At 73.0% G+C, this 21,293-nt stretch carries 13 protein-coding genes and 4 pseudogenes; 10 read left to right on the forward strand and 7 right to left on the reverse strand.

All coding sequences use genetic code 11. The annotated features are described in order from the left end of the window. Window positions 1-17 precede the first annotated feature (17 nt). Window positions 18-1,673, forward strand: a complete 1,656-nt coding sequence (gene idi, locus BJF80_RS04280) for an isopentenyl-diphosphate Delta-isomerase (protein ID WP_075811602.1) — start codon at window positions 18-20, stop codon at window positions 1,671-1,673. After that, entirely contained in the window at window positions 1,670-3,154 is a 1,485-nt protein-coding gene (crtI, locus tag BJF80_RS04285) for a phytoene desaturase family protein (RefSeq protein WP_075811604.1), read from the forward strand. Before idi ends, crtI begins: the two co-directional genes overlap by 4 nt. 9 nt (window positions 3,155-3,163) lie before the next feature. Here the strand turns inward: crtI and BJF80_RS20655 are convergent, their stop codons facing one another. Continuing rightward, a complete protein-coding gene (locus tag BJF80_RS20655) occupies window positions 3,164-3,817 on the reverse strand; it encodes a lycopene cyclase family protein (RefSeq protein WP_083673445.1) in 654 nt (217 codons plus the stop codon). Continuing rightward, window positions 3,817-4,428: pseudogene (locus BJF80_RS21460) on the reverse strand (lycopene cyclase family protein); the annotation flags it as partial. The gene BJF80_RS20655 and the pseudogene BJF80_RS21460, both read right to left, overlap by 1 nt. Here BJF80_RS21460 and BJF80_RS04295 point away from each other — a divergent pair. Together BJF80_RS04295 and BJF80_RS04300 are read left to right on the forward strand one after the other, a co-directional pair. Then, window positions 4,348-5,271 (forward strand): phytoene/squalene synthase family protein, encoded by a 924-nt coding sequence (locus BJF80_RS04295; RefSeq protein ID WP_075811606.1) that lies wholly within the window; start codon window positions 4,348-4,350, stop codon window positions 5,269-5,271. The pseudogene BJF80_RS21460 and the gene BJF80_RS04295 sit on opposite strands and share 81 nt — an antisense overlap. Before the next feature lie 5 nt (window positions 5,272-5,276). Continuing rightward, window positions 5,277-5,708 (forward strand): hypothetical protein, encoded by a 432-nt coding sequence (locus BJF80_RS04300; protein ID WP_075811608.1) that lies wholly within the window; start codon window positions 5,277-5,279, stop codon window positions 5,706-5,708. On the opposite strand, the gene BJF80_RS04305 is transcribed toward BJF80_RS04300, so the two are convergent. Genes BJF80_RS04305 through BJF80_RS04315 form a run of 3 tightly spaced genes read right to left on the reverse strand, consistent with a single transcriptional unit; the run spans window position 5,648 to window position 9,304 of the window. Beyond that, window positions 5,648-6,892 carry a cytochrome P450 gene (locus BJF80_RS04305; RefSeq protein ID WP_075811610.1) on the reverse strand — a complete coding sequence of 415 codons (1,245 nt, stop codon included), beginning with the start codon at window positions 6,890-6,892 and terminating at the stop codon, window positions 5,648-5,650. The genes BJF80_RS04300 and BJF80_RS04305 overlap by 61 nt on opposite strands. A gap of 1 nt (window position 6,893) precedes the next feature. After that, the gene (locus BJF80_RS04310; RefSeq protein ID WP_075811612.1) at window positions 6,894-8,474 is read right to left on the reverse strand and encodes an FAD-dependent oxidoreductase; all 1,581 of its coding nucleotides are present in this window, start codon (window positions 8,472-8,474) and stop codon (window positions 6,894-6,896) included. Next, window positions 8,471-9,304, reverse strand: a complete 834-nt coding sequence (locus BJF80_RS04315) for a methyltransferase domain-containing protein (protein WP_075811614.1) — start codon at window positions 9,302-9,304, stop codon at window positions 8,471-8,473. The genes BJF80_RS04310 and BJF80_RS04315 overlap by 4 nt, the downstream gene beginning before the upstream one ends. Window positions 9,305-9,444: 140 nt before the next feature. Here BJF80_RS04315 and BJF80_RS04320 point away from each other — a divergent pair. The 4 genes and pseudogenes from BJF80_RS04320 to BJF80_RS04335 form a co-directional block, all read left to right on the forward strand. Further along, window positions 9,445-10,332, forward strand: a pseudogene (locus BJF80_RS04320) (ATP-binding cassette domain-containing protein); the annotation flags it as partial. A gap of 2 nt (window positions 10,333-10,334) precedes the next feature. Continuing rightward, window positions 10,335-11,501, forward strand: a complete 1,167-nt coding sequence (locus BJF80_RS04325; protein WP_083673446.1) for an ABC transporter permease — start codon at window positions 10,335-10,337, stop codon at window positions 11,499-11,501. Next, complete coding sequence (locus BJF80_RS04330; RefSeq protein WP_075811618.1) at window positions 11,498-12,661, forward strand: ABC transporter permease; 1,164 nt, start codon at window positions 11,498-11,500, stop codon at window positions 12,659-12,661. The genes BJF80_RS04325 and BJF80_RS04330 overlap by 4 nt, the downstream gene beginning before the upstream one ends. A gap of 134 nt (window positions 12,662-12,795) precedes the next feature. Beyond that, complete coding sequence (locus tag BJF80_RS04335) at window positions 12,796-13,647, forward strand: LolA-like protein (protein ID WP_075811620.1); 852 nt, start codon at window positions 12,796-12,798, stop codon at window positions 13,645-13,647. On the opposite strand, the pseudogene BJF80_RS04340 reads toward BJF80_RS04335, so the two are convergent. Beyond that, window positions 13,628-15,621: pseudogene (locus tag BJF80_RS04340) on the reverse strand (ABC transporter ATP-binding protein). The gene BJF80_RS04335 and the pseudogene BJF80_RS04340 sit on opposite strands and share 20 nt — an antisense overlap. Then, window positions 15,618-17,349 (reverse strand): annotated as a pseudogene (locus BJF80_RS04345) (ABC transporter ATP-binding protein). Before BJF80_RS04345 ends, BJF80_RS04340 begins: the two co-directional pseudogenes overlap by 4 nt. A gap of 233 nt (window positions 17,350-17,582) precedes the next feature. Here BJF80_RS04345 and BJF80_RS20660 point away from each other — a divergent pair. Both BJF80_RS20660 and BJF80_RS04355 read left to right on the forward strand, forming a co-directional pair. Continuing rightward, window positions 17,583-21,107 carry a S8 family serine peptidase gene (locus tag BJF80_RS20660; RefSeq protein ID WP_075811622.1) on the forward strand — a complete coding sequence of 1,175 codons (3,525 nt, stop codon included), beginning with the start codon at window positions 17,583-17,585 and terminating at the stop codon, window positions 21,105-21,107. Continuing rightward, window positions 21,104-21,265: a hypothetical protein gene (locus BJF80_RS04355; protein ID WP_083653104.1), complete on the forward strand. Its 162-nt coding sequence runs from the start codon at window positions 21,104-21,106 to the stop codon at window positions 21,263-21,265. The genes BJF80_RS20660 and BJF80_RS04355 overlap by 4 nt, the downstream gene beginning before the upstream one ends. Window positions 21,266-21,293 lie beyond the last annotated feature (28 nt).

Here is a 21,293-nt window from a genome sequence, read left to right on the forward strand (position 1 = left end):
ACCGCAAGGGAGCTCAGATGACCGACGTGGTCCAGGACCTGGTCGTGCTCGTGGACGAGGACGGCCGCGCCCTCGGCACGGCCCCGCGGCAGGACGTGCATACCGCGACGACCCCACGGCACCGCGCCTTCTCGCTCTACCTCTTCGACGAGCGGGGGCGGGTGCTGCTCACCCGGCGGGCGCTGTCCAAGCGGACCTGGCCGGGCGTCTGGACCAACGCCTGCTGCGGCCACCCCCGGCCGGACGAGCCCGACGGGGCCGCGGTGCGCCGGCGGCTGCAGGAGGAGCTGGGCGTCGACGTCACCGACCTCCAGCTCGCCCTGCCCACGTTCGCCTACCGCGCGACGGACGCGAGCGGCATCGTCGAGAACGAGGTCTGCCCGGTCTTCGCCGGACGGGTGAGCGGCGAGCTCCTCCCGGACCCGGCGGAGGTGGCCGAGCACCTCTGGGTCGAGTGGGACGACCTGGTCGCGGGCGTGCGCGCCCTCCCCGGGGTCTACAGCCCGTGGGCGGCCGAGCAGGTGCCCCTGCTGGAGTCCGAGCGGCTCCGGCTGCCGCTGCGACCGGGCTCCTCGACGGATGCTCGGGCCACGGGTGGCGCGGAAGCGCGCGGCACCCTCGACCGGGTCGAGGCGCTCATCGGGGACGAGTGCTCCTGGACCGACCAGATGTGGTCGACCCTCGCCCCGAGCGGGCCGGTCGACCTGATCGCCGACGAGCCGGGTGACCTGCCGAGCTGGCTGCGCGCCGTGCTCACCCACGGCGGCAAGCGGCTGCGGCCGCGCATGGGCCACTGGGGCTTCGTCGCCGCCGGGGGGCGCCTCGGCTCCCGCTGCCACGACGACCTCGTGCGGGCGGCCGCCGCCCTGGAGATGCTCCACGCCTTCGCGCTCATCCACGACGACGTCATGGACCAGTCGTCCACCCGGCGGGGCGCGCCTGCCGCCCACGTCGTGGCGGCGAAGAGGCACCGGCAGGGCGGTGGTCAGGGGCGCGCGGAGCGGTTCGGCGAGAACATCGCGATCCTCCTCGGTGACCTTGCGCACTCCCTGGCCGACCGCCTCGTGAACCCCCTCCCGAGCACGATGCGCGACTACTGGTACGAGCTGAACCTGGAGCTCATCGCCGGGCAGCGCGGCGACCTGACCGGCTCCGCGGCGGGCCGGCGGGACCTGGCCCACGCCGAGGCCGTCGCGGCCCTGAAGTCCGGCGCCTACACCATCGAGCGACCGCTGCAGCTCGGCTCGCTGGCCGCCGTCGCCGACGGGGAGCAGCGCGAGGCGCTCTCGGCCTACGGTCGGCACCTGGGCCGCGCCTTCGCCTGGCGCGACGACATCCTCGGGGTGTGGGGCGAGCCGGAGCGGACGGGCAAGCCCAGCGGCGACGACCTGCGCGAGGGCAAGACCACGCTCATCTGGGTGCTGGGGTCGGAGCGGCTGACCGGTGCGGCGGCCGACGCGATGGCCCGGGTCGGCACCGACCAGGCCCGCGCCGAGGACGTCGCGGTGCTGCAGGACGCCCTGGAGTCGGCCGGCGTCCGGCAGGACCTGGAGACGAGGATCCGCGAGGAGGTCGAGGCCGCCGAGGCGGCGCTCCGGCCGGGCCTGCTCACCGAGGAGGGCATCGCCGGTCTGCGCGACGAGGCCCGCGCGATCGCCTGGAGGGACGCATGAGTCACGTCGTCATCGTCGGGGCAGGCCTCGCCGGTCTGGCCGCCGCCTGCCACCTGGTCGGGGACGGGCACCGGGTCACCGTCGTCGAGCGCGAGGACGTCCCGGGCGGGCGGGCCGGCCGGCTCACCCAGGACGGCTTCACCTTCGACACCGGGCCGACCGTGCTGACGATGCCGGACCTCATCGACCGACCCCTGCGTGCCGCCGGGTCGAGCCTCGCGGAGCGGCTGGAGCTGAGGCTCCTGGACCCGGCATACCGCGGCTTCTTCGCCGACGGGTCCACGCTCGACGTCCGCCACGGCCACGCCGGGATGCGCGAGGAGATCCACCGCGAGTGTGGCAGCGTCGACGCCGCGGCCTTCGACGAGTTCGTCGGCTGGCTGCGCCGGCTCTACCTCGCCGAGATGCCGCACTTCATCGACCGCAACTTCGACCGCCCCACCGACCTGCTGGCCCGCCCCCGCGCCGCCGCGCAGCTGCTGGGCATGGGTGGCTTCGGCCGGCTCGGCCCGATGATCCGCCGCCGCTTCTCCGACGAGCGGCTGCACCGGCTCTTCTCCTTCCAGGCGATGTATGCCGGGCTCGCCCCGGACGACGCGCTGTCGATCTACGCGGTCATCACCTACATGGACTCCATCGAGGGCGTCTTCTTCCCGCGCGGCGGGATGCGCGCGGTCCCCGACGCGCTCGCCGGGGCCGCGGCCGACGCCGGTGCGCAGTTCCGCTACGGCACCTCGGTGACCTCGCTGCTGCGCGACTCGGCGGGTCGGGTGCGCGGCGTGGCCACCGACGACGGCCAGCACGTCGCCGCCGACGCGGTGGTGGCCACCGTGGACCTGCCCAGCGTCTACCGCTGGTGGCTCCCGGACGTGCGCCCACCGCGTGCCGTGAGCGGGCTGCTGGGCGGGCGCTACTCGCCCTCCTGCGTGGTGTGGCACGTCGGGGTCGAGGGCGTGCCCGAGGGCAAGGGGCACCACAACATCCACTTCGGGCACGAGTGGTCCGGCGCCTTCGACGACCTGCTGAAGCGGGGCACCCTCATGGGCGACCCCTCCCGGCTGGTGACCGTGCACTCGCTCGACGACGAGGAGGCCGCCCCGGAGGGCCACAGCACGCTCTACGTCCTGGAGCCGACGCCCAACCTCGAGGTCGGCTCGGTCGACTGGGAGCGGGAGTCGACCCGCGACATGATGCGCGAGCGGCTGCTGACCTTCCTCGACGAGGCGGGCTACCCCACCGGTGTCGTCACCGAGCAGCTCGTCACCCCGGCGGACTGGCAGGCGCAAGGCATGGCCGCCGGCACGCCATTCGCGCTGGCCCACACCTTCCCGCAGACCGGACCGTTCCGGCCGAACAACATCGATCGGCGGGTGCCCGGCCTCGTCTTCGCCGGCTCCGGCACGGTGCCCGGTGTCGGGGTGCCGATGGTGCTGCCCTCCGGCCGGCTCGCGGCCGAGCGGGTGCGTCAACTCGTCGGCTGACAGCAGTCGTCACCGGCCGAGGCGCAGGCCCTCCCACGGTGCGCCGAAGGTGGCGCGCACCAGCTCGACGCGGCCGTGCCCGGGCATCGCGGAGAACATCTGCCACATGGCGCCCAGCAGCTCCGGGGCACCGCTGGTGCGGGACATGAAGGCGCGCTGCCGGTGCGGCTCGAGCCGGCCGAAGGCCTCGAAGAGCTCGAGCGTGCCGGCGGTGTCCAGCCGCAGCAGTGCCCGCAACCCGAGCTCGCGCACCACGTCGGCCGGCCCGGCCACGTCGACCTGGTGCGGTCGCTCCCCGGCGGCGAGCTGCGTGGCGAGGGTGCGGGCGCGGGCCAGCGAGGACGCGACCGAGTAGCCGGTGACCGGGTGCCCCCCGCGTCCCGCCACGCCCAGGGCCACCGTGCCCTCGGGGGCTGGCGCGTCACGGCCGCGCATCGGGATACGCACCACCTCGCGGCTCCGCGGTTCGTCCAGCGCGTCCATCGCGACGCCCCGGGCCCGCAGCCGGTGCTGCAGCCGGTCCCGGAGCTGGGCGACGGGCATACCGGGTGCTGCCGCCAGGCAGGTCTCCTCCAGCAGCACCTCCTGCGGCCCGAGCGGGATGGCGTAGAGGAAGGTCGGGACCCGCCGGGGCGGGGGTGGGGCGACCAGTCGGTGCGCCAGTCCATGAGCAGCGCCTCGGCCCCGTCCAGGGCCGGGACGGCCACCTCACTCGGGACCACGACGCCGTAGGCCGTCTGCGCGGCGGCGGGGTCGTCCGGCACGTGACCCGCGGGCCGAGCGCCCCGGGCGTCGACCACCACCCGGGCCCGCCCGCGCAGACCCGTCATCTCCACATCCGTCAGACGGGCCCGCTCGACGGTGGCTCCTTCCAGCGGCAGGGTCCGCTGCAGCTCGGCGTTGTCCAGCACCACGTAGGCCCGGTCCAACCGGTGCCGGCCCCGGCTGCGCAGCTCGGGCTGCGCGACGCGGTGCCGGACGACCGCCGGGGGGAGGTGGCTCAGCTCGTCCTCCCAGACGCCGTAGGTCGGACGCCACACCGCATCGGGGCGGGGGTCGACCGCCAGCACGTCCAGCCCCCGGTCCACGCAGTGGGACGCGAGCGCGCGCCCGGCCGGCCCCAGGCCGACGATCGCGACGTCGTGCACCGCCTCACCTCCGTCCCCGAGCCTATCCGCCGGTAGGCTGAGGACATGGCGCGACGGGGCACGGAGGCTGCGGACCCGGTCCTGGCGGAGGGCTACGCGGAGTGCGAGCGGCTCACCCGTCGACACGGCACGACCTACTACTGGGGTGCCCGCCTGCTGCCGACCGGGCAACGCGTCGACGTCTACGCCGTGTATGCCCTGTGCCGGCTGGCCGACGACATCGTCGACGAGCCCGAGACGGTCCGGGTCCCGGTGCCACCCGACCCCGACCCGGGGGTCAGGCTGCGCCGCTTCGAGGAGCTGTTCACCTCGGCGCTGGCGCAGGGGGGATCGAGCGACCCGGTGATGGCGGCCGTGGTGGACAGCCTGCGCCGGCGCGGCACCGACCCCGAGTGCTTCGACCGTTTCTTCCGGGCGATGGAGCTCGACCTCACCCGCGAGACGTGGGCCAGCTGGGAGGAGCTGCGGGACGGCTACATGGAGGGCTCGGCCGCGGTCATCGGCGAGATGATGCTGCCGGTCCTCGAGCCCACCACCCCGGCGGCGAAGGCCCCCGCGCGCTCCCTGGGGCTCGCCTTCCAGCTCACCAACTTCCTGCGCGACGTCGGCGAGGACCTCGACCGCGGGAGGGTCTACCTCCCCCAGGACGATCTCGCGCGGCACGGCGCCGACCCGCACCAGCGAGCCGTGACGCCGGCCTGGCGGGCGATGATGGCCGAGCAGATCGCCCGCAACCGGGAGCTCTACGCCGACGCCTCCCGCGGCGTCGCCATGCTGCCGCCCCGGGGCGCCCGGTGCGTGGCCACCGCGCTGCGGATGTACTCCCTCATCCTGGACCGGATCGAGGCGGCCGACTACGACGTCTTCACCGCGCGCCGCCGGGTGCCCCGGCGGACGAAGGTGGCGATCCTGACAGACGTGCTGGCCCGCGGTCCGCTGCACCGCCTCCCCGGCCCGGTGGGGGCGTGAGCCGGATGGCGCTGCGCCTGCCCGCAGGGATGCCGCACCCGCACCTCGTCGTGCTGCGCACGCTCGCGACGCTGGCGCTGAGCGCCGTCGTCGCCCAGGCCGGCTGGGCAGCGGCCTTCCTCGGCGGGCAGGGTCAGTACGTCGCTTACCACCGCGTCGGGGCCTGGGTGACCGCAGGCGTCGTGGTGGGGACGGCGGTCGGCTACCTGGTGCTGCGGCGGTCAGCCGGTCCGGTCAACCTCTCCCTCGCCCTGCTCCTGGCGCTCGCGGTGATCGTGCAGGTCACGCTGGGACGTGCCGGGGCCGCCTCGGCGCACATCTTCCTGGGGGTGCTCATCGCCATGGTGGCGACCGCGCTCACCTCCTGGACGTATCGTCACTCGCTGCCGGACGCTGAGGCCGACCCGGTCGACAGGTCGAGCCCGCGCAGCCAGTAGCCCTCGATGAGGTGGTCCCAGCCGAGCTCGGGCTGCTGCGCGATGCGGGGCCGGTGCGCCAGGAGCCGCACCAGCAGCGCGTCCGTCTCGAGCAGGGCCAGCGGCTGACCAGGGCACTTGTGCTCGCCGTCACCGAAGGCCAGTCCCGACCCGCCCGTGCCGCGGGGCATCGCCCGGCCCGGGCACAGGCCCATCGGTGCCGCACCGACGGCCTCTTCGTCGGTGTTGGTGGCGCGGACGCAGACGTCGACGAGGTCGCCGGCCGGGATCGTCCAGGTGTCGTCCCCGTCACGGATCTCGACCGGCTGCTGCACCCGGCGGTAGAGGTGGCCCACCACCGGCTCCAGCCGGATGATCTCCTCGAGCATCTCGAGCCGGGCGGGCTGGTCGGCGGCGAGATAGGTCTCCAGCAGGTCGGGGTCCTCCAGCAGGTGCCAGGCGGCCATGACGATGAACTCCCGCGTGGTGACCATCCCCGCCGTCCCGTAGGTGACGCACTCCACGAGGATGCTGGCGGGGCTGTAGCCCTCCGCCAGCAGGTGGCTGACGATGTCGGTCCGGGGGGTGCGGCGCCGGGACCGCACGGCCGGCCGCACGTCGGACCACCAGAAGCGCAGCACGGGCCACAACCCGTTGCGCGCGGCCCGGGCCCAGTCCCGGCGGGAGCGGCCCAGGTCGGCCCGGGTGATGTCGAAGGGCGGCTGGTTGAAGAAGCTCACCAGGCGGCGTGACATCGCGGGGACCGGGGACTCGGTCAGGCCGACCAGCTCGGCCGTCACCTCGACGGTGTAGTGCAGTGCGGCCTCGTCCAGCCGCACCCGACCCTCCTCGAGGAAGGTCGCCACGAGCCGGTCGGCGCACCGGGCCATCGTGGCGCCGTAGCGGTCGGCGACCACCGCAGGGGCCAGGAACCGGGCGACCTTGCGGCGTTGCTCGTCGTGCTGCGGCCCGTCGGAGACGAGGATCGGGTGGTGCTCCAGGCGGCCGCGCGGGATCGCCTCGGCCGTGAAGCCCGCCTGCGTGGTGCGGTGGCGTGCCCGCAGCAGCTGGCGGGCCGGCCCCAGCGCGCGCAGCCGCCAGACGGTGCTGACACCCTGCTGTCCGCCGGCGTCGACCCGCTCGACCCGCGGGCGGGTGGCCTCGTCGGGCCGCTGCGCCCGGCGGGCGTCCGGCCCCGGGCTCACCTCACGCCACCGTCCGGCCCGGCCGGCGTCTCAGCAGTCCCTGGAGCGGCACGGTCCAGAGGTCCTCGCCCCGGACGCCCCACCCGGAGAGCAGCTCGTTCGCCGCCAGCACCCCGGTGACCGCCGCGCGCTCCATGAGGGCGATGGGCCACGCGGTGCGCAGGCCGTCACCGGCGAGCACGAGCCCGGGGTAGGGGGTGTCCACCGTGAGCCGGTCCCGCCACGGCCCGGTGCCGACCAGCCCGCAGTCGTCCTCGACCAGGAGCTCCTCGTGCAGCACGACCGCGTCCGCGGTCTCGGGGTAGACCTGGTGCAGGGAGCTGACCAGCCGCTCCCGGACGGCCTGCTCGTCCAGCCCGCAGCGTCCCTGCCCGGCGACACCCTCGTCCCGTGCCGGGTCGACGGCATACCCGTGCAGCTCCACGACCGAGCCGGCGTGCTCCTGCGCCCAGACCTCCGCGCCGCGCTCGAAACGCTCCAGGACCGTGATGTTGTCCAGCAGGTCGTAGCCGCTGGTCCCGAGGAAGGCCTCGCGACCGGCCTCGACCGGGCGGTCCAGCCACAGCCGCAGCACGGCGAAGGGTGGCGCGTTGCGCCCGGCCGCGACGCGCTCGTGCCAGGAACGGGTCGCCTCGTCCGTCGTCGCCGCCGACGCGGCCCACGGCTGCACCAGGTGCCGGGTCGCGCGGGGGTCGGTCGCGAGCACGACCGCGTCGGCGGTATGCCGCTCGCCCGCCACCTCGACGTCCCAGCCGCCTTCCGGCCGCTGCTCCAGCGCCTCCACCCGCTCGCCGGTCCGCACCTGCGCACCGTGCTGCTCGAGGTAGCGGCGCAGGGGGGCCCAGAGGGCGGTGTCGTAGTCGTCGTCGGGCACGTCGAAGATCAGGCCCTCGGAGGAGCCGGTGAAGTAGGTGTGGAACATCCCGACGAGCTCGCCGGCGCCGAACTCCGAGGGGTGGGCGAAGAAGGACCGCGCGAAGACCTCCAGCGCGAGGTGGCGGGCGCCCTCCGGGAAGCGCAGCCGGTCCAGGAAGTCGGCCGCGGACTCACCGTCGTAGCGCTCGTGGCTCTCCGGGTAGGACGTGCTGATGAGCTCCAGCGCGCTCGGCAGGTGCACGTCGGCGAGCCCGGTGACGGGGAAGGTGGGGCTGCGCAGCACGAAGGCCGCCAGGTTGGCGGGGGGTGAGGCCGGCAGGGCGGCGAAGCTGTCGGTGAGCCCGTCGCCGCGGCGCAGCGGGTAGTCGGGTACGGGCACGAGCCGCTCACCCCGCGGGTCGACCCGCCGCAGCAGCGCCCGCAGGGTGTAGTACTGCCGGAAGAAGGCGTGGAAGCCGCGCGACATGGTGCGCCCGCCGCCCACCGGCCAGGACCTGACCCGTCCGCCGAGGCTCTCCTGCGCCTCGACCAGGGTGACCCGCGCGCCGCGCTCGACGAGCGTCACGGCGGCGGCGATCCCGGCGATGCCGCCGCCCACGACGACCACGTCCTGGTCCGTCGTCAGCCGGGCCGCACCCGGGGCGGCGCGGTGCAGCTGAGCGCGGCGGTCCCGTCCCGGCACGAGGCCCGGGCGCGTGCCGCTCACGAGAGCCCTCCCTCCTGCTGCGGGCGACGGGCCAGCAGGGTGTGCAGGATCCCGCGCTGCCAGCCACCGGCCGTGCTCCAGGACAGGTCCACGAAGCCCGCGCGCCGGACCCGGTCCTCCAGGACGGCGGTGCTGTCGTTGTCGAGCACGCTGCGCCACAGGTAGCGGTAGATGGCCGGATGACCACGTGTCACGGTCGCGAGCGGCGTCACCGCCCCTCGGCAGACAGCGGTCCAGGTGCGTTCGGCCCGGGCGTCCCCGGCCACGTGGTAGTCCTGGAGCGCGACCCATCCGCCGGGACGCACCTGCTCCAGGACCGAGCGCAGCACCGCGTCCCGCTGCTCCTCGGGCACGTTGCGCAGGAGGTATGCCGCGAAGGCGCCGTCCGCCGGGCGACCTAGCTCCTGGGCGGCGATGGCGGGCAGCTGCTGCGCGGTGGCGTGCACGAAACTCACCCCGGCGGGCCAGTCCTTCTCCCGCGCCTGCCGCAGCATGCCAGCCGAGGCGTCCAGCCCGACGATCCTGACCTGCGGGCCGGTGGAGCGAAGGAGGGCCTGCGTGGACAGGCCCGAGCCGCAGCCGAGGTCCCACAGGGTCAGGGGCGCCTGGTCGGCGCTGCTGAGCGTGGTGCCGGGGACCTCGAGCCGCGAGACGAGCCCACGGGCCGCGAGCCGTAGGGCACGGTGGTAGCCCGGGTTGAGCCGGGTCAGCAGGTCGTAGCGCGGGGCCGCCCGGTCGAAGGCCTCGTCGAGCTGGTCGACCTCATCCTCCTGCGGTGACGTCGGGCTGCCGGTGACGCTGGGCGAGGGCGGGTCGTTGAGGCGGTCCACAGCACCAGCGTAGGTGAGGGTAGGTCCTGACCAGCAGGGGACAGATGTCATGGCGCCTCCGGAGGGTCGCGCCCTAGCGTGGCGCCATGATCGATCCCGTGCTCCGCGTGACCGGCCTGCGACGCTGCTTCGGCACGCACGTCGCGGTCGACGACATCAGCCTCGACATCAGGCCCGGTGAGACCTTGGGGCTGCTCGGCCCGAACGGCGCCGGCAAGACGACCACCATCTCGATGATCGTCGGGCTCCTCGTCCCGGACGCGGGTTCGGTCGAGGTGGCCGGCGTGAGCATGGGCGGGCACCCCATCCGGGCCAAGCGGAGCATCGGGTTGGTGCCCCAGGACCTGGCGATCTATCCCGAGCTGTCCGCGCGCGACAACCTGCTCTACTTCGGTCGGCTCCAGGGGTTGTCCGGCGCCCGCCTCAAGGAGCGCGTGGCCCACGTCCTGGAGGTGGTGGGTCTCGGCGACCGCTCGCGGGGGCCGAGCAAGACCTTCTCCGGGGGCATGAAGCGCCGGCTCAACATCGCCGTCGGGCTCCTGCACGAGCCGGCGCTGCTCGTGCTGGACGAGCCGACCGTGGGCGTCGACCCGCAGTCGCGGCACGCGATCCTCACCTCCGTGGAGCAGCTGTCCACCGCGGGGATGGCAGTCCTGTACACGACGCACTACATGGAGGAGGCAGAGCGGCTCTGCGACCGGATCGCGATCGTCGACGACGGTGCGGTGCGGGCCGAGGGCACGCGGCAGGAGCTGGTCGACCTGGTCGGCGGAACCGACACGGTGATCTTGACCGGGAGCGGGCAGCTCGGGGAGGCCGCGCTCGCGCTCGCCTCGCTGCCCGTCGTCGACCAGGTGCACGAGAGCCCCACCGCGCTGCGTCTCGTGGTGCGGCGGGAGCCGGGGTCGATCAGCGACATCGTGGCCGCGGGGAGCGAGGCGGGGATGACGCTGTCCGACGTCGAGATCACCCGTCCCGACCTCGAGTCGGTCTTCCTCCACCTCACCGGCAAGGCCCTGCGGGACTGACCATGCGCCGACTCCTCGTCATGGTCGCGAGCGACCTGCGGCAGCAGGTGCTCGACAAGTCCTTCTTCATCTTCGGTCTGGCGGTCCCGCTGGCCCTCATGTGGGTGTTCTCCCTGATCTTCACCCCGCTCGCCGACGACCTCGACCCCGTCACGGTGGCGGTCAGCGCGCCCGCCGGTGACGACCTGGCCGCGGTCGTCCCCAGGACGCTGGAGGGGATCGACCCCGAGCAGCTGGAGGTGACGGTGCGTGACGTCGGCCCCGAGGAGGCCACCGAGCTCGTGGCCGACGGGCACGCGGGTGCGGCCGTCGTCCTGCCGGACGGCTTCGGCCGGTCCCTCCAGGAGGGTCGGGCGCCGGAGGTGGTGGTGCACCGGCCGTCGGGCGCCGGCCTCGAGGCAGACGTTATCACCAGCGTCGTCGACGGGGTGCTGGACCAGCTCACCGCCACCGCCCGGTCGGCGCGGGCCGCGGACGAGCTCGGGGTCGACCCGGAGCGTCTGGCGGGCGAGCTGCGGGGCACGAGCGGTCCCGCGGTGGTCTGGACCCCCGGCCGCACGGCCGCCGAGCAGCTCAGCCCGGGAGGCTCGATCGTGGCGGGGCAGGCCGGCTTCTTCCTGCTCTTCACCGTCGGCTTCGGCGTGCTCGGGATCGTCGTGGAGCGGGAGTGGGGGACGCTGGCGCGTGTCCTCTCGACGCCGATACCCCGCTGGTGGGTGCCGCTCTCCAAGGGGTTGTCGAGCTGGGTGCTCGGGGTGGTCGCCACGCTCGCCCTCCTCACGGCCGGGTCGCTGCTCCTCGACGACGTGGACCTCGGCTCACCGCCCGTCGTGGCCGTGCTCGTGGCGGCGGTGGTGGCCGCCGCCACCTCGATCAGCTTCGTCGTCGTCCGGGTCGCCCGCACCGCGGAGCAGGCCGGGATCGCGCAGACCATCGTCGCGATCACGCTGGGGATGAGCGGTGGCGCCTTCTTCCGGGTGCCCTCGACCGGCACCCTCGGGCAGCTGCTCCAGCTCAACCCGGTAGCCGCGCTGGGGCGGGGTCTGGGAATCACGGCCGGCGGCGGTGGGGTGACGGCGCTCGGGCCCACCCTGCTCACGCTGCTCGTGTTCACCGTGGTGATGCTGCTGCTCGCACGGGTCCTGCCCGGACGGAGGGAGCTGGTATGAGGGTGCTCACGATTGCGGCCGTCGAGCTCCGGCGGTTCTTCGCCGACCGCTCCAACCTCTTCTTCGTCTTCATCTTCCCGCTCGCGATGGTGGCCGTCATCGGCTGGCAGTTCGGCGGCGAGAGCCGTGGCGGGGCGGTCGCGGTGCACGCCGGGGACACCCCCGCCCGCGCGGCCCTGGTCGACCGGTGGGAGGAGGCCGACCTCGAGGTCACGCTGCTGGACGACGGCGCGCAGCTGCGGCAGCAGGTGGCGGCCGGTGACGTCGAGGTCGGTGTGCTCGTCCCGGCCGCGGCGGCCGAGGCCTACGACCGGGGAGAGCCGATGTCCCTGGAGATCGTGCAGGGCACGTCGTCCGCGGCCCCGGCCGTCGCCGAGGTGGTGCGCACCCAGGCGGAGACGGTGGCGGTCGAGGCGGCCCAGGTCGCCCTCGTCTCCCGGGTCGCCGAACGCGACGCGGCTCAGGAGGCGCTGCAGGTCGCGACCCAGGCACTGCCGGCGCCGCGGCTGCTGGTGCAGGAGCCGGAGGACCCGCGGGCCCAGGAGTTCGCCGGAGCGGGACGCTTCGGCACCGGGGCGGCGGGACAGCTGCTGCTCTTCGTCTTCCTCAGCACGCTCAGCGCGTCGGCCACCCTCATCAAGGCGCGACGCGACGGCGTCGTCCGCCGCACGATGAGCGCTCCGCTGACCGGGACGGAGGTGGTCGCCGGCCTGGCCCTCGGGCGGGTGGCGATCGCGCTGACGCAGGGCGGCTACATCATGGTCGCCAGCTCGCTCCTCTTCGGCGTGGACTGGGGACACCTCTGGTCCGCCCTGCTGGTCATGCTCGTCTTCGCCGTGGTCGCCGCGGGGGTGGCCCTCGTCATCGGCGTCCTGGTCGACTCCGAGGGTGCGGCCAGCGGGCTGTCGGTCGGTGCCGGGCTGGTGATCGGCGCGATCGGTGGGTGCATGGTGCCCCTCGAGCTCTACCCCGACCGGTTGCGCGCGCTGGCGCACCTCACCCCGCACGCGTGGGCCTACGACGCGCTCGCCGACATCCAGCGGCGCGGGGCGGCCGTGGCGGACGTCCTCCTCGAGCTGGGCGTCCTGGTCGCCATGGCCCTGCTCGTGCTCAGCCTGGCCACGCTCCTGCTGCGACGGAGCCTGGCCCGGGCAATGTGAGGCGCGAGGGCCCGGGGCCGGCGGTCGATCCCTGTAGGGTGGCGGTGCGCCACGGACGAGCACGAGGGGTCCGTCCGCCGGGTCACGGCCGAGTGGGGCAAGGGCGCGGATCATCGACGAGAGGGAGCACCATCATGTCCAGGCACCGCCACATCACCACGCTCGCGCTCTCCGGCCTCCTGGTCGGCGGCCTGACCGCCTTCGGTGGTGGGGACGAGCCGGCTGCCACCGAGACGGAGTCGGCGCAGGAGAGCAGCGCGCAGGAGACCGGGTCCTCGGAGGAGGAGTCCGCCACCGAGGAGACGACGCAGGAGAGCTCGCCGGAGGAGACGAGCGAGGAGTCCGGCGGCGAGGCCTCCGGCGTGCCGCCGCTGGAGGAGCTGTGGCCGACCGTCATCGACAACGCCAACTCGGCCGAGTCGATGACGACGACCATCGCGGGCTCCGACGGGGAGATGACGATCGACGCCACCCTCACCGGGCAGCTCGACGACTCCAACTTCCAGGTGGAGGCCACCATCGACGGCGGCGAGGTGTCGATCATCGCCGTGGAGGAGACCTACTACCTCAACGGTGACGAGTCCTTCTGGATGATGGCCGGTGGCGAGGCCCAGGCGGGCACCCTGGCCGGGCAGTGGATCGAGGCACCGCCGGAGATGGGAATCGGTGACAGCTTCTCGCTGTCGACCCTGTGGGAGGAGTTCTTCGGGGAGGTCCCGACGGACGCCAACGACCTGCAGACCTCGACCGCCGAGATGGGCGAGGTCGACGGGATGGAGGCCTACCACTACGTCGTCGAGAACGACGAGGCCGAGATCTGGGTGTCCGCCGACGGGGAGGACAACCTGCTCCGCGTCGTCATCGCCGAGGGCGCCGAAGCCGGCGACGACCTCGAGATGAACATCCGCGACTGGAACGACGCGCCGCAGGTCGAGGCCCCGCAGGACGCGGTCCCGATCGAGGAGCTCATGGGCTCGCAGGGCTGACGTCCAGGTCCTCACCCGCCACCGCGGCCCCGCTGAACTGGGCCGCGTGCAGCCGGGCGTAGGGCCCGCCCGCGTCCACCAGCTCCTCATGGGTGCCCTGCTCCACGATCTGGCCCGACTCCATCACGAGGATGAGGTCGGCGTCACGGATCGTCGAGAGCCGGTGCGCGATGACGAAGCTGGTGCGGCGCGCTCGTAGCCGCGCCATGGCCTCCTGGATGAGCAGCTCGGTGCGGGTGTCGACCGAGCTGGTGGCCTCGTCGAGGATGAGCAGCGAGGGCTGGGAGAGGACGGCCCGCGCGATGGTGATGAGCTGCTTCTCGCCGACCGACACGGCTGCGGCATCGTCGTCGAGCACGGTGTCGTAACCGTCGGGCAGGTGCTGCACGAAGCGGTCGACGAAGGCCGCTTCGGCGGCCGCGCGGATCTCTTCCTCCTTCGCCCCCGGTCGGCCGTAGGCGATGTTGTCGCGGATGCTGCCCTCGAAGAGCCAGGTGTCCTGGAGGACCATCCCGACCCGGGAGCGCAGGTCGGCCCGCGTCATGGTCGTGATGTCCTGCCCGTCGAGGGTGATGCGTCCGGCGTCCAGCTCGTAGAAGCGCAGCACCAGGTTGACCAGCGTGGTCTTACCCGCGCCGGTGGGTCCCACGATGGCCACGGTCTGCCCCGGCTCGGCGACGAGCGACAGGTCCTCGATGAGCGGCTCCGACCCGTAGGAGAAGCTCACGTCCTCGAAGGCGATGCGCCCACCGCGGTCCTGCGGAGGGGATGCCGGGTCGGGGGTCTCGGGCACCTGTCGCTGCGCGTCGAGGAGCTCGAAGGTACGCTCCGCCGAGGCCACGCCGGACTGGAGCAGGTTGGCCATCGAGGCCACCTGGGTCACCGGCTGGGTGAACTGGCGGGAGTACTGGATGAAGGCCTGCACGCTGCCGAGCGAGAGGGTCCCCGAGGTGACCCGGAGCGCCCCGACGACGGCCACCAGGACGTAGCCGAGGTTGCCGATGAGGAACATGGCCGGCATGATCACGCCGCTCATGAACTGCGCCCGCCAGGTCACGTCGTAGAGCTGGTCGTTGATCTCCCGCGCCCGGCCGGTGACCTGCTCGCGTCGACCGAAGACCGTCACCAGCTCGTGCCCGGTGAACGCCTCCTCGATCTGCCCGTTGAGCGTGCCGGTGTGCGCCCACTGGGCCTTGAACAGCTTCTGGCTCTGCCGGGCGATCAGGACGGTGACCACGACCGACAGCGGGATCGTCAGGACCGCGATGAGGGTGAGCGTCGGGGAGACCCACAGCATCATGGCGAGGATGGCCACCACCGTCACCAGGGCGTTGAGCAGCTGCCCGAAGGTCTGCTGCAGCGTCTGCTGGAGGTTGTCCAGGTCGTTGGTGACGCGGGAGAGGATCTCGCCCCGGGGCTGCGCGTCGAAGTAGGCCAGGGGGAGCTCGTGCAGCTGCTCCTCGGCGTCGGCGCGCAGATCCCGCACGGTCCGCATCGAGATCCGGTTGACCAACCGGGTCGAGATCCACATGAGGAGGGCGGAGGTGAGGTAGAGCGCGACCACCACCGCGACCGTGCGACCCACCGCGCCGAAGTCGATGCCCTGCCCCGGCACGAGGAACGGCGTCCCCTCGACCAGGTCCGCCTGGGTGTCCTGCCCGTCGGCACGCAGCCCGGCCACCACCTCCGCCACGTCCGCCCCGGCTGGGAGCCGGGCGCGAGGAAGCCGGCGAAGACGTAGTCGGTCGCCCGTCCGAGCACGCGCGGCCCCAGGACGCTGAGGACGACGGCGACGAGCGTGAGCAGGACGGACAGCCCGATGAGCACGCGGTAGGGCGCGAGCCGGCCCGCCAGCCGTCGGGCTGACGCGGCGAAGTCGCTGGCACGCTCGACGGGCACGGCCGCCCCGTGCGGGCCACCAGGCCCACGACGCGGCGCGGGGGCGCTGCCGCGGTCGACGGAGCGCGCGGTCATGCGGCCGCTCCCTGCTCCTGCGAGCGGGCGATCTCCGCGTAGGTCGAGCAGCTCTCGAGGAGCCCGGTATGTGTGCCCACGCCGACGATCCGACCCTGGTCGAGCACGACGATCTGGTCGCGTCGATGATCGTCGAGACGCGCTGGGCCACGACGACGACCGTCGCCTCGCGGGTCCACGGTCGCAGCGCCTGCCGCAACCTGGCGTCGGTCGCGACGTCCAGGGCCGAGAAGGAGTCGTCGAAGAGGTAGACACGGGGCCTGGCGACGAGCGCCCGGGCGATGCAGAGCCGCTGCCGCTGCCCGCCGGAGACGTTGCCGCCTCCTTGGGCGATGGGGTGGTCCAGCCCCAGCTCGGTCGCCGCGACGAAGTCGTCGGCCTGGGCCACCCGGAGGGCGTCCCACAGCTCGGCGTCGGTGGCCTCGGGCCGACCGAAGCGCAGGTTGCTGGCCACGGTGCCGGAGAAGAGGTAGGGCCGCTGCGGGACGAGCCCGACCATCGACCACAGCTCCTCGGGCGCCAGGTCCCGGACGTCGATGCCGTCGATGAGGACGACGCCGCCGCTGACGTCCGCGAGCCGCGGCACGAGCCGCAGCAGCGTCGTCTTGCCCGAGCCGGTCGCTCCCACGATCGCCGTGGTGGTGCCGGGACGGGCGACGAGGTCGATGTCGCACAGCACCGGCGCCTCCGCACCCGGGTAGGAGTAGCTGACGTCCCGCAGCGTGACCTCGCCGCGGACCCCGCCGCCGGGGCTGCGCGGCTCGGTCGGGGAGACCAGGCTGGTGGCGGTGCCGAGCACGGCCTCGATGCGCTCGGCCGACACGGTGGCGCGCGGGATCATCGTCGCGACCATCGTCGCCATCATGATGGACATGAGGATCTGGATGAGATAGCTGATGTAGGCGGTCAGTGCCCCCACCTCCATGGCGCCGGCCTCCACCCGCTGGGCGCCGAACCAGATCACGCCGACGCTGGACAGGTTCATCACCAGCATGACGAAGGGGAACATCAGCGCCATGAGGTCGCCCAGCTGCAGCCCGATGCCCGTCAGCTCGGCGTTGGTGCGGGCGAAACGGTCCCGCTCCTGCGGCTCCCGGGTGAAGGCGCGGATCACGCGTATACCGGTGATCTGCTCGCGCATCACCCGGTTCACCGCGTCGAGCTGACGTTGGTTGGCGCGGAACAGCGGCACCATCCGGGCGATGACCAGGCCCATGCCGAGGAGCAGGATCGCGACCGCCACGGCGATGAGCGGGGACAGGCCGACGTCCTGCCGGATCGCCATGACCACCCCACCGACGGCGGTGATCGGCGCTGCCACGAGCATGACCAGGGTCATGAAGGTCACCTGCTGCACCTGCTGCACGTCGTTGGTGCTCCGGGTGATGAGTGACGGGGCCCCGAACTCGCCGAGCTCGCGGGAGGAGAAGCCCAGGACGTGCTCGACCAGCCCGGCCCGGACGTCCCGACCGACACCCATGGCGGTCCGGGCGGCGGCCCACGTGGCCCCGATCTGGGCCATGGCCTGGACCGCGCTGACGCCGAGCATGAGGCTCCGACGCGCCAGATGTAGGGCAGGTCCGTCTGCACGATCCCCTGGTCGATGATGGCGGCGTTGAGGCTCGGCAGGTAGAGGCTGGCCGCCGTGGCGAGGAGCTGCAGGAGCAGGACGGCGACGACCAGCCGAGCGTAGGGACGCAGCTGTCGTCGCAGGAGTCGAAGGAGCACCACCTGATTGTGCACCCTGGCGCGGCGTGATCCTCCGGCCGAGGCGTCACGAGCCATGGTCAAGAACGTCAGCGCAGGTCAAGCGCAGTTTACGTGGGGTCGGGTAACCCGACTCCGTGACCCGATCGTGATCCGATCGTGACGTCGACCCGGGCGCGCGCGGCGGGGCGGCCCGTAGGGTCGAAGGCGGCCCACGTGCCCCGTGCGGCCGAAATCATCGAAGGAGATCATTCGTGAGCAGTGCCAGGCCTGGGGGACGTCCCCGCCGCGCTCTCTCCGCGATCGCCGTCCTGTCGCTGACCGGTGCCGTGCTGGCGCCGCTGTCGGCGGCGGCGGACGACGACGCATTCGTCGCACCGGGTTCCCCGGCGCCGGAGAGCAAGATCCAGGACGACGGAGTCACCGGCGCAGAGCTGGTGCCCGACTCCTACTTCGTCCAGCTCGCTGGACCCAGCACGAGCGCCGGCGGTTCGCTGGCCTCGATCGAGTCCCAGCGCGACCGCTTCCTCGCGGACGTGGACGCCACCGGCGTGGAGCTGGAGGTGCGCTCGGAGTTCGGCACCCTGTGGAACGGCCTGTCGGTCAAGGCCGACGAGGAGTCGCTGCTCGAGCTGGCCGCCTCCGACGCGGTCGAGGCGATCTTCCCGGTCGAGGTCATCGACGCCCCCGAGAGGCCGGAGGACACCCAGATCGACCCCGAGCTGTTCACCGCCATCTCGATGACCGGCGCCGACATCGTGCAGAGCGAGCTCGGCTACGACGGCACCGGCGTCAAGGTCGGCATCATCGACACCGGCATCGACTACGACCACCCTGACTTCGGCGGCAACGGCAGCCCCGGGAGCACCACCTTCCCGACTGAGCGGGTCGCCTTCGGTCACGACTTCGTCGGCGACGACTACAACGCCGACCCCGGCGCTGGCGACGCTTACCAGCCCACGCCGTTCCCGGACGCGGACCCTGACGACTGCCAGGGCCACGGCACCCACGTCGCCGGCATCACCGGTGCCGACGGCGAGGTGACCGGTGTCGCCCCCGGTGTGACGCTGGGCGCCTACCGCGTCTTCGGTTGTGACGGCTCGACCGACGCCGACATCATGCTGCACGCGATGGAGCAGACGCTCACCGACGAGATGGACGTCGTCAACCTGTCCATCGGCTCGGCCTTCTCCGCGTGGAAGGAGTACCCGACCGCCCAGGCCACCGACGCGCTCGCCCGCGAGGGTGTCGTCGTCGTCGCCTCCATCGGCAACTCCGGTGCCAGCGGCCTGCACTCGATCGGCGCCCCCGGCGTCGGCGAGGACACCATCGGTGTCGGCTCGGTGGACAACACGTCCTACGAGGCCAACTTCTTCCTCGACGAGGAGGACAACGAGGTCCCCTACACCGTCGGCTCGCCGGCCCCCGAGCCGCCGACCTCCGGTGAGGACACCGTCGTGGCCGTCCACGCGCCCGGCACGACCGAGGCCCAGGCCTGCGGCACCGACCCCTTCAGCGCGGAGGAGCAGGCCGTCATCGAGGGCAACTGGGTGATGATCCAGCGCGGCAGCTGCAGCTTCTACGAGAAGGCGCTCAACGGCCAGGAGGCCGGCGCGACCGGTGTCATGCTCTACAACAACGTCGGTGGCAGCATCAACCCCAGCCTCGCCGGTGAGGAAGACATCGAGGTCCCCGTCGTGATGGTGACCCAGGCCGACGGTGAGCGGCTGGCCGCCGACGCTCTCGCGACCGAGGGCCACGTCGTCACCTGGACCGAGGGCTCGACCTCGGTGCCGAACCCGACCGGTGGGCTCATCAGCTCGTTCAGCTCCATCGGCACGATGGCGGACACCACCGTCAAGCCGGACCTGTCCGCCCCGGGTGGCCAGATCTACTCCACCTACCCGCTGGAGGCCCAGCCCTACGCCACCCTGTCCGGCACCTCGATGGCGTCCCCCCACGTCGCGGGGGCGGCCGCCCTCATGCTCGAGGCGGACCCGGACCTCGGCGTCGAGGAGGCCAAGCTCAAGCTGCAGAACAGCTCGATGCAGCTGCCGCTGAACATCGCGCCGGCGGCCGGCCTGGAGCTCGTGCACCGGCAGGGCGCCGGCATGATCCAGGTCGACGACTCGATCCTCGCCCAGGCGACGATCGAGCCCGGTCTGGTCCAGCTGGGCCAGCAGCTCGCCGGCGAGACCAGCACCCAGACGGTGACGCTGACCAACACCAGCGACGCCGAGCAGGTCTACGCGGTGGAGCACACCCCGGCCGTGGCGACCTCCGGCACGGCGAACGACTTCGGCTACTACCTGGCCCCGGCCGACGTCGCCGTCGCGCCGAGCGTGGTGGTGCCCGCAGGCGCCAGCGTGGAGGTCCCCGTGACCATCACGTCGCCGTCGATCGACGGCGAGATGGGTCCGATCTTCGGCGGCTACGTCACCTTCAGCACCGGTGAGGGCGAGGAGGCCGACAGCTACTCGGTCGCCTACGGCGGTCACGCGGCCGACCTGCAGGAGACCGAGGTGCTCGCCGACATGGTCGACGCGGAGGGCGACGTCACCGTCGAGCTGCCGGCCCTCGGGGTGGTCAACACCTGCACGATCTGGCAGGGCTACGACTGCGTCGACCCGGAGGGCAGCTACGACCTGGTCGGGGAGGGCACGACCTTCTCCATGGAGCAGGACGACGCCCCGCAGGTCCTCGTGCACTTCGAGCACCAGGCGCGGCGCATGGAGTGGGAGGTCTTCGCGGCCGAGGACGACGGCAGCAAGGGTGAGTCCCTGGGCACCGTCGCCGAGCTCGACTACCTCGCCCGGTCCGCCAGCCGGAACGGCTTCACGGCATACCCGTGGGACGGCATGATGATCGACGAGAACGGCGCGAAGGTCCGGGTGCCGGACGGCGACTACATCCTCGAGCTGACGGTCACGAAGGCCTCGGCGTGGAACGACGACCGCGAGGCGCAGACCGAGACGTGGGACAGCCCCGTCTTCGGTATCGCCTTCGAGGGCTCCGACTACGGCAACGAGGACCGTCCGGGCGTCGAGCGCACGCTGGGTCAGGACCGGTACTCCACCGCCTCCGAGCTGGCGGTCGAGGCCTTCCCCCAGGGCTCCGAGACGGTCTACGTCGCCAGCGGTCGCGCCTTCCCCGACGCGCTCGCCGGCGGTGCCCTGGCAGGCTCGGTCGAGGCGCCGGTCCTGCTGACACGCCCGGACGAGCTGCCCCCTGCGACGCGGATGGCGTTGCAGCAGCTCGACCCGGACAGCATCGTCGTCCTCGGTGGCGACGGCGCGGTCGAGGACGGCGTGGTGAGCGCGCTGGGCGAGTATGCCGACACCGAGCGGCTCGCCGGGGCGAACCGCTACGAGACCGCGGTCCAGGTCAGTCAGTCGCACGCGGAGGACGCCGACATCGTCTTCCTCGCCAGCGGCAAGGACTACCCGGACGCGCTCGCGGCGGCCGCGGCGGCCGGTATGGAGGACGCGGCGGTGCTGCTGACGCGCCCCGACCTGCTGCCGAGCGCGACGTCCGCGGAGCTGTCCCGCCTGTCGCCGGAGACGGTCTACGTCATCGGTGGCGACGGTGCGGTGTCCGACGAGGTCGCGACGGCGGCCGGCGCCAGCGCCGGTGAGGTCGTCCGTCTCGGCGGCACCAACCGCTACGGCACCGCGGCCTCGGTCGCGGCAGAGTTCTTCCCGACCCCGGGCCCGGCGCCTTCCTGGCGACCGGCGCGGAGTTCCCGGACGCCCTCGCGGCGGCCCCGGTGGCGGCGATGAACAACATGGCGGTGCTGCTCACCCGGACCGATGCCCTGCCCGGTGACACGGTGGACGCGATGACGCAGATGCGGGCCCAGCTCGTGCACATCGTCGGCGGCTACGGCGCGGTCAGCCTCGGGATCCAGGAGACCCTCGAGGAGGTCGTCTACCCGTGAGGCCCCTGGCCTGACGGAGCATCGACGA

The organism is Serinicoccus sp. CUA-874 (genome assembly GCF_001942225.1).
Classification (GTDB): Bacteria; Actinomycetota; Actinomycetes; order Actinomycetales; family Dermatophilaceae; genus Ornithinicoccus; species Ornithinicoccus marinus.

Bases quoted from the DNA above. Each gene is read 5' to 3' on its own strand.
- idi (WP_075811602.1), top strand. From the start codon at position 18: ATGACCGACGTGGTCCAGGACCTGGTCGTGCTCGTGGACGAGGACGGC.
- crtI (WP_075811604.1), top strand. From the start codon at position 1,670: ATGAGTCACGTCGTCATCGTCGGGGCAGGCCTCGCCGGTCTGGCCGCC.
- BJF80_RS04295 (WP_075811606.1), top strand. From the start codon at position 4,348: ATGGCGCGACGGGGCACGGAGGCTGCGGACCCGGTCCTGGCGGAGGGC.
- BJF80_RS04300 (WP_075811608.1), top strand. From the start codon at position 5,277: ATGGCGCTGCGCCTGCCCGCAGGGATGCCGCACCCGCACCTCGTCGTG.
- BJF80_RS04325 (WP_083673446.1), top strand. From the start codon at position 10,335: ATGCGCCGACTCCTCGTCATGGTCGCGAGCGACCTGCGGCAGCAGGTG.
- BJF80_RS04330 (WP_075811618.1), top strand. From the start codon at position 11,498: ATGAGGGTGCTCACGATTGCGGCCGTCGAGCTCCGGCGGTTCTTCGCC.
- BJF80_RS04335 (WP_075811620.1), top strand. From the start codon at position 12,796: ATGTCCAGGCACCGCCACATCACCACGCTCGCGCTCTCCGGCCTCCTG.
- BJF80_RS04355 (WP_083653104.1), top strand. From the start codon at position 21,104: ATGAACAACATGGCGGTGCTGCTCACCCGGACCGATGCCCTGCCCGGT.